The following is an 11,861-nucleotide window of genomic DNA, read 5'->3' as shown; positions in this document are numbered from 1 at the left end:
CTAAAAGGAATCAAGAATTGTTGAACTGGTCAATATTCATAACTAATGTTCCAGAGGATAAAATTAGCGCTGAGCAAGTATTGACAATTTACAGAACCAGGTGGCAAATAGAATTATTATTTAAATTATATAAGAGCCATACAAGGCTTGATAAACTAAAAGGAAAGCCATACAGGGTGCTATGTGAGTTATATGCTAAATTGTGTGCAATTCTTATATTCCATGGAATAGTTAGTTGTACAAAACTGGAAAAGAACATGGAACTGAGTTTAACAAAGGCGTTTATTGAGCTAAAAAGGCGAATTAGAGAGTTATTTTTAGCACCAAACAACAAAATTAATAGTTTAAAAGCCTTTCTTAAAAAACTTACCATGACTTGGTCACAATTTTCATTAAAAGACAAGTACAGAAAAACTAGGGTATCAACCTTAACTTCTCTAAACTTGCTCACAATCTCTTAACTTGACGCGTATTACACTTCCCTAAGTACGTAAGAAAAAATATTCCTATGCTGAAAGTGCAAGCATTTGCTGAGATTATTAGGAATGGAGAACCGAGCAGAAACCTTAACAACTCAGACGCTGAACAACTTCAAGCTGCTGACAGAAGAATTTTTTAATTGTGATAATTATATAGGCCAAGGGGCCTATGTCTTTTTACTTTGTAAACATACCAATAATTTTATCCATTATTCCGCCCATATTTGCTTCAGCTTGAGTGTGTGCTATTTTACCACCGTGTGAAATTAATTTAGGATCTGCACCAGGTGATATATTAACAAATTTACTACCAATAACCCCACTGCTAGCGATTAGAGCTGAGCTATCAATTGGCAACTTTATGTCTCTGCTTATGCACATATCGATTCGTGCTATGTAGGTACCTTTGTCAAGCGATACACCAGTTATGCTTCCGATTTCTACACCAGAGATCTTGACACTATCACCAACCCCTACACCGTTAGCATCAGTAAAAAGGCCATGTATTTTATAGCAATCCTTGTAGTTTCTCTTTATGTAAGATAGCTTATTAATAGCTAAGAAGACAAGAAAAATAGTGAAAATTAATACAAATGATCCAGCAATTATTTCAAGTATATTTGACCTTCGCATCTTTAATTATTAGGATTCCAGCTTTCATAGTAGTTTTTCACCTTTTGCTTTGGGTAGTACGCATCTTTTGTACCCGTTAAATTAGGAGTTTTTCTTTTGTTATTGTTAATTGGTATTTCATTATTAGTATGATGCAGCCATATATACCATTCTGGAGGAATTGTTGTGGAGTCAGAAACATTACCATATATTACCCATCTTTTCCCTTTATTTGACTCATAGTAAGAATTTCCGTTTTCATCCCTACCTATAAGTTTACCTTTTCTCCTTAATAAGTTTGTTACTACATTATAAATTTTAGATAACATAAAGGTATTAAAACAAAAAGTATTATATATACTAATACTTTAACGATGTATTAACAACAGTTTAATGCAATTACCAATTCTACAAGTTATTATACCAATAATTGCGTCGATGTTCTGCTTTCTTACTAGGAAACATAGGGTGTCCTGGTTTATCTCTTTTTTTACAACGGCAGCTACTTTCTTTATTTCATTAATGTTGCTAGTGAAAACATACAATGGTGAAATTATAACTTATTATCTTGGAGATTGGGCTCCTCCATACGGAATAGAGTTGAGAATTGACATATTGAATTCCTTGATTCTAACTTTGGTGAATTTTATAGCGCTGATTAGTGTGCTTTATAGCTTTCATATTAATGAAAAAGAGATTAGCAAAAACAAAATCTCTGGTTTTTACTCTCTATTTCTACTGTGCCTAAGTGGATTACTCGGAATTTTAGTAACAAACGATATATTCAACCTTTATGTCTTTTTAGAAATTTCATCTCTTTCTTCTTATGTTTTAGTTTCAATGGGAAGGGATAAGAAAGCTTTAGTTGCAGCATTTGAATACCTCATTAGTGGTACTCTAGGAGCAACATTTTACTTGTTTGGCATCGGCCTTTTATACTCTATGACCGGAACGCTCAACATGTCTGACATGGCTGAAAGAATAGTACCATTATACGATAATAACATCATAAGACTTGGTACATTATTCATTTTTGTTGGTCTCTCAATCAAAATGGCACTGTTTCCACTCAGCAGATGGCTGGTTAACGCATATAGTGAAGCACCTAGCTTCATTAGCATATTTTTTTCAGGTACAGTAACCAAAGTGATGATATATGTTTTTATCAGAATCTTTTACACTGTTTTTCAGCAAAAATTTTTCTTACCACTAAGCACCGTGATGATCATCCTTGCGCTTTGTGCTGTTGTATTTGGATCAATATCTGCAATGATCGAAAAAGATATAAAAAGACTGTTTGCTCACTCCAGTATCAGTCAGATTGGCTATATAATTTTAATGCTGGGTTTAAATTCAAAAGCAGGTTTGTTTTCAGCAGTTCTTCACATAGTAAATCATAGCATGATAAAAACGTCTTTATTCATGACTGCAGGGTGTATTTCTTATAAGTTTGGTATGACAAAAATAGAAAATTTATCAGGACTAAAAAAGTCAATGCCCTATACAACACTTGCATTTACTCTACTTAGTTTCGCATTAATCGGTGTACCTTTGACAAATGGCTTTGTAAGTAAGTGGTATATGATGAAAGCAATTATCGAATCTCATGCATGGATTTCCCTTGCAGTTTTTGCTGCTGGCTCTTTTCTTGCACTAATATATATGTGGAGAATGGTTGAGAAAATATATTTTGAAAACAGTACAGCATCAAACGCTGGAATGACACTTAATGAGGTACCATTGCTTATGCTCTTTTGTCTATTATTTATGGCAATTTTAACGGTAATAACTGGGATATATAGTAGTCCAATTCGGTTGGTAATTAATAAATTTGATTTTTGATTTTCTTATGTTTTATTGTATCTCAAAGTCTGTAAAGTTTTCGCTGTGGATAAGCTGAAGAAGATTCACTTATTATTAGTCATTAACGTAATAGCTCTGTTTTGCGTTGGCATTGTTGTGCAATATTCTTCTGCTGGAGGAAAGTGGGCTCCATTTGCAATTCACCAATTGGTCATATTCTCTTTCTTCCTTTTGCTTGCTATAGCTATGTCATTTATAGAGCTAGATTTTTATTTGAAGCACGCTTATTTTTTTTACATAGCAGCAGTAATTGCGCTGTTAGCAGTAAATTTTTTTGGCTCGCATATAATGGGTGCAACGAGATGGATAAGAATTGGGTCAATTAGTTTACAACCATCAGAATTTGCAAAAGTGGGCTTAATACTTGCACTTGCTTGTTATTTTAATAAACAAAGTGTGTATAAAATGATGAAATTTCAAAGCTTATTTAAGCCACTTATAATTATTTTCTTACCTGTATTTCTGGTATTGAAGCAACCTAATTTAGGCACAGCTGTGATAATGTTTTTTATAGGAGCATCAATCATATTCACAGCAATAATGGAGAGACCTCATTTAATAATTTTTGGAACTCTTGGCATTTTCGCAATACCAGCTATTTGGCCTTTTTTGCGCCCTTATCACAAGCAAAGGATATTATCATTTTTGGATTCATCAGTAGATCCACTTGGAATAGGTTATAATGCACAGCAATCTCAAATAGCTATTGGTTCAGGAGGTTTGTTTGGTAAGGGATTTGTTAATGGGAGTCAAACTCAACTTGGATTTTTGCCAGAGAAACGCACAGATTTTGCTTTTGCGGTACTTAGTGAGGAATGGGGGTTCTTAGGCAGCATGGCTTTGGTTTTACTCTATACCACATTGCTTGCTATAATATTTTCCATTGCTTACAGGTCAAAAAATTACTTTTCTAAGTTAATATCTATCGGGGTTTTCGCCTTTTTTGGTGCTCATTTCTTTATAAACATTGGAATGACAATAGGCCTATTACCTATAATAGGTGACCCACTTCCATTTCTATCCTATGGCGGAAGCACAACTGCTGCGAGCTTAATATGTATAGGATTGCTACTTAGTTCCGTGACATCTACAAAGGACTTAAAGCTAAGTTTCCGATTTCACCCATAGAAAGAGCTTAGACAACCATCACTCTGCTAATGGCTAACGTCTTATTCTTCAATGAGAATCCCATTTTACCGTGCTTAAATCTATTCCCTCTTGTACCATTTCCAAAAGTGGGCTCATCTCTCTTAGCCGTCCAACATTTTTAGTAACAAGATCTGCCGCGTATAGAACTTCATCTTTAGTTGTAAATCGGCCAAGGCCAAATCTAATTGATGAATGCTCAAGATCGTGGCCATTGTTTAGTGATCTTATGACATAAGAAGGTTCAAGAGATGCGGATGTGCATGCAGAACCAGAGCTTACTGCTAAATCCTTGATTGCCATGATAAGAGACTCACCCTCAACATAAGGAAAACTTAAGTTAAGGTTACCTGGAATCCTATTTTCGTAGTCACCATTTAAAACAACATCAGGAAATGCCTCTTTTATTTTGTTGTACAAAATATCTCTCAACTCTTCTAATTTGCTTGCTTCTATTTCCATTTCTTCTTTAGCGATACGTGCCGCTTCACCAAAACCAACTGCAAGGGGAGTAGGAACTGTTCCAGAGCGCATGCCTCTCTCCTGTCCACCACCACTAATTAGTGGCGTCAACCTAACACGAGGATTTTTTCTACGGACATATAATGCACCTATTCCCATAGGTCCATAAATTTTATGGCTAGAAAGGCTCATAAGATCAATGTTCATTTCATTTACGTCTATTGGAACTTTTCCAAAGCTTTGAGCAGCGTCTGTATGAAAAAATATATTATGCTTTCTACACATTGCACCAATTTCTTTGACAGGTTGCATTACTCCGATTTCATTATTTGCCATCATCACTGAAATCAGAATTGTTTTATCAGTAATTGCCTCCTCAAGTTTCAACAAATCTATAATTCCGTTTTGCTTAACGGACAAATATGTAACTTTAAAGCCTTCATTTTCCAGATGTCGACAAGAATCTAAAACGCACTTATGCTCCGTGCAGACAGTTATTATATGATTTCCCTTATTCTTATAAAAATGAGCAACACCTTTGATAGCCATGTTATTTGATTCGGTTGCACCCGAGGTAAAGACGATTTCTTTGCTGTCTGCATTCACTAAATCAGCAATGTGCTTCCTTGCTTTTTCTACTGCTTCCTCAGCTGTCCAACCAAATGAATGACTACGAGAGTGTGCATTACTAAACTCACCAAAATAAGGTATCATCACCTCCAAAACACGAGGATCTACTTTAGTAGTAGATTGATAATCGAGAAATATTGGTAATTTTATTTTAGTATCATGTATTTTCTTACTTTCAACATTCATAAAGCTACCACAGAGACAAAATTTACAACTATTTAATAGCACTAAAGCTTAATTTTTTCAAGGTATAATCTTGCCTAAACGAAAGTTGTCAGCGCTCTCTCCTAAGTTATTCCAGTGTCCCTGTAATGTCATTCCCTATGATCAGTGTTTGACACTGGTAGGTCGAATACGCGCTAGGCAAACCTACCAGCGCTAGCAGCTTCTTGCTGTCCATTTGTTGAGACTGGTTTATCAATTTGAGTATCAGGTTTTGACAATGCATATATAGCACTGCCAACTACTAACGCTATAGCTGCAGTTTTAGCCACTGCTATTGGTGTAGAGGGTTTTGACTCAACTGTAACTATTCCAGTTGCAGAAAGTGCTTTCGCTATTAAAACACCTGATAATGCAGTTGCACTACCGGCAAAAAAACCTTTCGCAATTGCTGATGTGCGTTGTTTTTCCTCTTTAGTTAAATTCCTAGAAGCAGTTCTAGCATGATTTTTCACATTAACATAGGAGCCTTCACGTTTTTTTGGCGGAGTAAATACATAATCTCTTTGAATAGCCAAAGATGAAGGTGTCACTCTATAGTCATCTTTTATATTAACATTCGCACCGTTTCTTACGAGAGATTCTACCACGTCTGCATGGCCATTCATAAGAGCTAAATGTAAAGGTGTCTTTTTATTCTTATCTTTTATATTAACATCTATCCCTTTTGTTACTATTAAAGCCTTTGTCAAGCTCGTATAGCCTAACTTAGCAGTTAAATGTAATAATGTGAATTCATTATCTCCAATTTCAAATTTATAATTTACATAAAAATTACTCTTTTCCCACTGTTTAAATACCTCTTCATTGCTTGCCTTTAGCTCTTCTTTTACTTTTTCAATTACGTTCCTTTTATCTAATTTATTATCACTATTAACCGTACTTAATATTTCCAACCACTGCTTATAATTTATTGTCATAACTTTTACCTCTAATCTTAAATATATATTTAATTTTTGTAAAATTATAATAAGAAATCAATATTTATTTTAAATAAGATAATAATTAAGCTTGGATACGCTCTTATTGTCTCTTAAATTACAATGTCCGTATAGCTGCAACTCGCGAGCTACTATCTCTCATCCACTGCAGATATTGCACGGTGCTGTCGATTTGATCGTCGTGGCGGGTTTCTGGAAACATTAAAATTTCATACTCAAAATTGCTGAGCCATACTGCTTGGTGTGGCAGAAAAACCTTGCCAGATTCTATTATCGGAACAATCTGGTGGAATCGAGCAAGTTTGCCACTGTGTGGCACTATCCCGATAATAGATATTGCCTTGAGCTCTTGAATCAATTGCTGACCGCTTGTTTTTGCTTCGATTAAAATTGCGTGTGGCTTCCATCTTGCAGCTAGTGATAGAACTTGTTCTTTAAGTTTTGGATACTCAAGCTTTGCACGGTACACATCGAGTAAATAAAACTTATTATTCACCTTTGTCCAGGTGGTGCAGACACTAAAGCCGCTAGAATCGTTTGTTGAAACAGCAGTGTCCCAGCTCTGAGTTATATGTGAGAGATTGTCAGGAAAATTTCTATAGCGTTTCAACCATTCTTGCTTAATTATACCACTTGAAAGTGGCAGAGGGTTTTGTTGATATTGAGCAGCAAAAGCATAACTCCCAAGTTCAGCCTTTATCATTTCAATTTCTCCTGCATCGAGTGGATATAGCAGCTGATCTTCCTTTTTTAAGTATAAAATCCTTGAAGATGTAGCGCCTGTTGAGCTTTTGCACTCATTTGTAGTTACTTGAATAATAGGAACAGGAGAAGGGAGAATTGATCTTTTGATTGAATAGATAATTTCCTTATTTTCAGAAATCATTGGCAAACAAACATGATGCCATATATTTTTCGGTTTGGAAAGAAGATGCCCGGTTAAATCCTCCTGATGTAGTCTGTGCATTACAACAACGATAACTCCTTTTTTCCTGTCATTAAGCCTGGTTATTAGAGTCTGATCGAACCAGTTTGTGGCACGTTTTCTAAACGTTTCACTCAAAGCTTGAGAGGAACTCAGTGGATCATCTACGACGATAAAATCTCCACCTTCACCAGTCAGTGTTCCACCAACAGATGTTGCAATCCTACATCCTCTCTGCACTGTTTGAAATTTATATTTAGTGTTCTGGTCTTTGCATAGTTCTACCTCTGGAAATAGCACTCTATACCAACTAGACTGCATCACGCACCTGGTGTCAAGCGAATGCTTTTCGCTAAGCCGCTGAGAATAGCTTGCAACTATTATTCTTGCGGTTGGCTGATTACCAAGTATCCATGCGGGCTATGCAACACTCACGCACATAGACTTCATTGAGCGCGGAGGCATATTGAATATTATTCGCTTCACTTCACCAACACTTGCTGCTTCAAGCCTGTCTGCTATGATTTTTATATACTGATAATTGTTATACTCACACCCCGGCATCACCGTTTGAAAGCATAGTTCGATAAATTTTAAAAAGTTCATGTTAGTCTCCTATAGTGTTACCTCAGTACTCCTTTTCCTGCCATTCCAGCGCCAAGACACTAGTATCCAATTTTAATGATGGTGTTATTCAAGTAGCCTCTATCCAAGTGCACCTTTGGTGTCATCCGAGTAGCTGACACTGGTTTCTTACCAACAAAAACCTAGCATAACTTTTGTGCTCAAAAGATTTCTGGATTCCAGCATCAAGTGCTGGCCTGAAGCTTTAGTTACAAGTATTAAGAAATTTACCAAATGAAAAAAAGGCAAAAGAATCCCCGTGTAACGAGTTTTGACCCTATAATAATGTAAATTGGCATTGTAACAATGTGCTAACGCTTATTTAAAGCGCGTTTTGGCTGAATGTAGAAAAAATAAAAAAGACATGCAACCACTATAATTTTATGTAATTTGCCAATAAACGTCTGAGTTTTTTACTGAATTTTTGTTGTTGAACCCGCGCGTATCAAAAACAAGGATAAATACTCTTATTATCATAATAAGGGAGTTGGGGGAATTTGTAAAGTAATCTTTTTCGTTTGTATTCCCTTATGCTTGAGATAACTGCATGCAGGTTCATGGATCTCTTTACTCTTTATTTCCATGAATTCCCTTTGAAGTTGAGTATTGAAAATTAACTGGAGAATTGTGAATTACTTTGTATATGTCATAACAAGCCATTGCACTCTCAGCAAAACCATTTAGTATCAACTTTAATTTACCGGCATAAGTAGCTATATCTCCAATCGCATATACCCTATCTCTACTAGTTCTAAGCGTAGCTGAATTAACAACTATGCGACCATGTTCTAACTCTATACCCCAATTATTTATTGGACCTAGATTCATTGATAGTCCAAAAAATGGTAATAAAAAATCAGCGGATATTTCTCTTTCTTCCTTAGAGGCAATGTTTTTTACTATCACTGCGCTCAAATGTCCACTATTTCCAACTAATTCATGTAATTGATATGGCACTACAAGTTCTATTTTTCCATCATTTTCAAGTAATTCTAATTTATTTCTAGTTTCAGGAGTGCAACGAAAATCTTTTCTTCGATGTATCACACAAATTTTCTTTGCAATTCTAGAGAGTTCTACAGTCCAATCAGCTGCAGAGTCACCTCCTCCTGCAATTACTATAGTTTTACCCTGGAAATCAGAAATCTTATTTACGCTATAAAACACAGATTTATTTTCATATTCTAATATATCACTAAGGGGTGGACGATTAGGCTCAAATATTCCATTACCTGCAGCAATTATAACAGCTTTACATTTTACCTCTGTGCCTGCGTTGGTTGTGATAGTAAAGTTTTGATCAAAGTTGTGCGAAATCTTTTCCACTTTGTGACTTAAATGGTAAATAGGCTTAAATGGTGAAGCTTGTTCCATTAGTTGCTCAATTAATTTTTGAGCAGTAATCACAGGATAACCAGGTATGTCATATATTGGTTTTTCTGGGTAAAGAGCAGTGCATTGCCCACCTGCTTGATCCAAAATATCAATTATGTGACATTTCATATCAAGCATTCCTGCCTGAAAAGCAGTGAATATTCCAATAGGTCCTGCACCTATTATTACTATATCAGTTTCCATGTTCAGATGGTAATCTATCTATAGATATTAATTGGCTTTGCTAACAAGGTCAATTTACAAAGTTTTTAAAAGATATAGCTAAATTAGATGAAGCATACATAATTTAGATAAACTCTAAAAATTGCCTAAAATAGTAAAGTATTGGAACGGACGGAATGGGATTCGAACCCATGGTACGCTCATCACGTACGTCAGTTTTCAAGACTGGTGCCTTAAACCACTCGGCCATCCGTCCACTTCTTTTGTACCACAACATTTAATTGCAAGCAATCTATAAAAATCTTACTTACCTACACAAAAACTGCTAAACACACTATCCAGTATTTCCTCAACATTAATAGTTCCAATCACTGCGCCAAGTTCAAATGCAGCAAGTCTCAAATCTTCAGACATCAATTCAATTGAGTTATCGATGTTAAAACGTTGTAAATGTTCTAGCGCCTTCTGCATGTGACTCCTATGTCTTTGCCGAGTAATTATAGGAGTGTCTGTATCATGCCCAAATTTTTCTTCGACTTTCTCTTTTATAAGGGAGATCAATTTATTTGTACCTATTCCCTTTAGAATAGAGATAGGTAGAAAATTTACACTGTTAATTAGTATACTTCTCTCATTAATTGCATTGTCAGCTTTACTTAATACATAGATAGTATCATTATTTATAGCATTATAATTGAGATTATAACGCTGCTCAAAAGGAAGTAGTTCTATTCTTAAGTCAGCTTCAAAGGATCTTTTTTTTGCTCGAGTTATACCTTCTGATTCTATTGGATCTGAACTTTCACGAATTCCAGCAGTATCAGATAGAATGACTGGGTATCCGCCAATGTCAATATGAGCTTCAAGCACGTCTCTTGTTGTGCCTGCATATTCAGAAACAATAGCAATATCACGCTTGGCTAAGAAATTAAACAGAGTTGATTTACCGACATTTGGTTCACCAGTTATTACAATATGTAAACCCTCACGCAACCTTTCGCCCCGTCTATTATCATTTAAATGCTCTTGTATCAACTGCATGAGATGTTGCACTTCATTATTAATTTTTTCCAATTGACTTTTTTTTTCTAAAATGTCCTCTGGAAAGTCTATATATGCTTCAATTTGAGATTGTATCGTTATTAGTCTTTCCCTCCAATTGCTGTATATTCTCTCCAATTCTCCTGACATCTGCTTAATTGCTTGTTTGGCTTGCATTTTTGTCTCAGCATCAATTAAATCTGCAATCCCTTCTATTTGTGTTAAGTCGAATTTACCATTTAGAAAAGCCTTAAGTGAGAATTCTCCGGGCTTGGCCATAACGAAAATTTTTGATAATTCTTCCAAGATAATTTTTATGACCGCCTTGCTTCCGTGTACCTGCAACTCTATGATATCTTCACCAGTAAAGCTATTTGGAGCAGGGAAATAAATAATTATTCCATTGTCTATCAACTGGTTGGAGTTGTCATATAGGTCAACTAAAGTAGCAAGCCTTGGTTTAACCTCTTTCTTAATGTTAAAATGGTTTAAAGCTTTAAGCGCATCGTTGCCTGAAATTCTAATTATTGCAACTCCTGACTTACCAAATACAGTTGATAAGGCAAAGATAGTTTCACTTGTGTTTGTCATTATTTATATAAACTGCTTAGCAATTTAAAATACCTAATCTAAGAAATTTTTACTTATTTTGCTAATTTATGTTAATGTAATGCTGTCATATTAGTAAATATATTGTACAGAAAAACTACCAAGTAAAAATATTTATTTTGAAAACTGACAATATGATTTATAATTATCAACGTAGGTTTTGGACATTTTATGCTAAAGAAATTAGCTTGGTATTGCTCCTTTATAGAGTTGATTAAAGGGTTTACCATTACATTGAAATACATGTTCAAGCCGAAAGTCACGCTGAGGTACCCTATGGAGAAGGGTCCTTTGAGTCCAAGGTTTCGTGGTGAGCATGCATTGCGCAGATACCCAAGCGGTGAAGAGCGCTGCATAGCTTGTAAATTATGTGAAGTTATTTGTCCTGCTCAAGCAATAGTTATTGAAGCAGAGGAAAGGGAAGATGGCAGTCGCCGCACTACACGTTATGATATTGATATGACAAAGTGTATATATTGCGGGCTTTGTCAAGAAGCGTGTCCTGTTGATGCAATTGTTGAGGGGCCTAATTTTGAATTTGCCACAGAAACAAGAGAGGAATTAATATACAATAAGGAAAAATTATTGTGTAATGGTGAAATTTGGGAGGACGCAATTGCACTCAGGTTAAAAAAGAATAGACCCTATTATTAACTAGGTATGTCAATAATTAAAATTTCTTACAGCAAGTATGTAATGTATCTCTTGTACAACTGTTATTGGAGTGAAGGGTCAGTAGCTCACCTTTTG

General features: G+C 35.4%; 10 protein-coding genes, 1 tRNA gene and 1 pseudogene. 4 read left to right on the top strand and 8 right to left on the bottom strand.

Annotated features, from left to right (window positions below; genetic code table 11):
* On the top strand, window positions 1-461 hold a 461-nt coding region (locus LEM02_RS01755; RefSeq protein ID WP_226079458.1), incomplete at its 5' end, for a transposase.
* A 195-nt stretch (window positions 462-656) separates the two neighbouring features.
* Here the strand turns inward: LEM02_RS01755 and mlaD are convergent.
* Window positions 657-1,112, bottom strand: coding sequence for an outer membrane lipid asymmetry maintenance protein MlaD (gene mlaD, locus LEM02_RS01750; protein ID WP_226079457.1), 456 nt, complete (start codon window positions 1,110-1,112; stop codon window positions 657-659).
* Between the two features lie 2 nt (window positions 1,113-1,114).
* Window positions 1,115-1,420, bottom strand: coding sequence for an NADH-ubiquinone oxidoreductase subunit NDUFA12 family protein (locus LEM02_RS01745; protein WP_226079456.1), 306 nt, complete (start codon window positions 1,418-1,420; stop codon window positions 1,115-1,117).
* Between the two features lie 64 nt (window positions 1,421-1,484).
* Between LEM02_RS01745 and LEM02_RS01740 the strand changes: the two genes are divergently transcribed.
* Both LEM02_RS01740 and rodA read left to right on the top strand, forming a co-directional pair.
* Window positions 1,485-2,933 carry a proton-conducting transporter transmembrane domain-containing protein gene (locus tag LEM02_RS01740; protein ID WP_226079455.1) on the top strand — a complete coding sequence of 483 codons (1,449 nt, stop codon included), beginning with the start codon at window positions 1,485-1,487 and terminating at the stop codon, window positions 2,931-2,933.
* A 45-nt stretch (window positions 2,934-2,978) separates the two neighbouring features.
* Complete coding sequence (rodA, locus tag LEM02_RS01735) at window positions 2,979-4,082, top strand: rod shape-determining protein RodA (protein WP_226079454.1); 1,104 nt, start codon at window positions 2,979-2,981, stop codon at window positions 4,080-4,082.
* Window positions 4,083-4,130: 48 nt separating this feature from the next.
* Here the strand turns inward: rodA and LEM02_RS01730 are convergent, their stop codons facing one another.
* From LEM02_RS01730 to mnmE, 6 genes and pseudogenes are all read right to left on the bottom strand, one after another.
* The gene (locus tag LEM02_RS01730; RefSeq protein WP_226079453.1) at window positions 4,131-5,378 is read right to left on the bottom strand and encodes an IscS subfamily cysteine desulfurase; all 1,248 of its coding nucleotides are present in this window, start codon (window positions 5,376-5,378) and stop codon (window positions 4,131-4,133) included.
* 173 nt (window positions 5,379-5,551) lie between these two features.
* Entirely contained in the window at window positions 5,552-6,334 is a 783-nt protein-coding gene (locus LEM02_RS01725; RefSeq protein ID WP_226079452.1) for an ankyrin repeat domain-containing protein, read from the bottom strand.
* Between the two features lie 118 nt (window positions 6,335-6,452).
* Window positions 6,453-7,886, bottom strand: a pseudogene (terL, locus tag LEM02_RS01720) (phage terminase large subunit).
* Window positions 7,887-8,471: 585 nt separating this feature from the next.
* A complete protein-coding gene (locus LEM02_RS01715; RefSeq protein WP_226079451.1) occupies window positions 8,472-9,482 on the bottom strand; it encodes an NAD(P)/FAD-dependent oxidoreductase in 1,011 nt (336 codons plus the stop codon).
* A 147-nt stretch (window positions 9,483-9,629) separates the two neighbouring features.
* Window positions 9,630-9,717 (bottom strand) — tRNA-Ser (locus LEM02_RS01710).
* Window positions 9,718-9,764: 47 nt separating this feature from the next.
* Window positions 9,765-11,093, bottom strand: coding sequence for a tRNA uridine-5-carboxymethylaminomethyl(34) synthesis GTPase MnmE (gene mnmE, locus LEM02_RS01705; protein ID WP_226079450.1), 1,329 nt, complete (start codon window positions 11,091-11,093; stop codon window positions 9,765-9,767).
* 189 nt (window positions 11,094-11,282) lie between these two features.
* On the opposite strand from mnmE, the gene nuoI reads away from it, so the two are divergent.
* A complete protein-coding gene (nuoI, locus tag LEM02_RS01700; protein WP_226079449.1) occupies window positions 11,283-11,765 on the top strand; it encodes an NADH-quinone oxidoreductase subunit NuoI in 483 nt (160 codons plus the stop codon).
* Window positions 11,766-11,861: the final 96 nt, after the last annotated feature.

The organism is Wolbachia endosymbiont of Tribolium confusum (genome assembly GCF_020405475.1).
Taxonomy (GTDB): Bacteria; Pseudomonadota; Alphaproteobacteria; order Rickettsiales; family Anaplasmataceae; genus Wolbachia.
Note: the sequence above shows the minus strand (reverse complement) of the source record. Positions and strands in the feature narration are given on the sequence as shown.

Bases quoted from the DNA above. Each gene is read 5' to 3' on its own strand.
- LEM02_RS01730 (WP_226079453.1), bottom strand. From the start codon at position 5,378: ATGAATGTTGAAAGTAAGAAAATACATGATACTAAAATAAAATTACCA.
- LEM02_RS01740 (WP_226079455.1), top strand. From the start codon at position 1,485: ATGCAATTACCAATTCTACAAGTTATTATACCAATAATTGCGTCGATG.
- LEM02_RS01715 (WP_226079451.1), bottom strand. From the start codon at position 9,482: ATGGAAACTGATATAGTAATAATAGGTGCAGGACCTATTGGAATATTC.
- LEM02_RS01745 (WP_226079456.1), bottom strand. From the start codon at position 1,420: ATGTTATCTAAAATTTATAATGTAGTAACAAACTTATTAAGGAGAAAA.
- mlaD (WP_226079457.1), bottom strand. From the start codon at position 1,112: ATGCGAAGGTCAAATATACTTGAAATAATTGCTGGATCATTTGTATTA.
- LEM02_RS01725 (WP_226079452.1), bottom strand. From the start codon at position 6,334: ATGACAATAAATTATAAGCAGTGGTTGGAAATATTAAGTACGGTTAAT.
- nuoI (WP_226079449.1), top strand. From the start codon at position 11,283: ATGCTAAAGAAATTAGCTTGGTATTGCTCCTTTATAGAGTTGATTAAA.
- mnmE (WP_226079450.1), bottom strand. From the start codon at position 11,093: ATGACAAACACAAGTGAAACTATCTTTGCCTTATCAACTGTATTTGGT.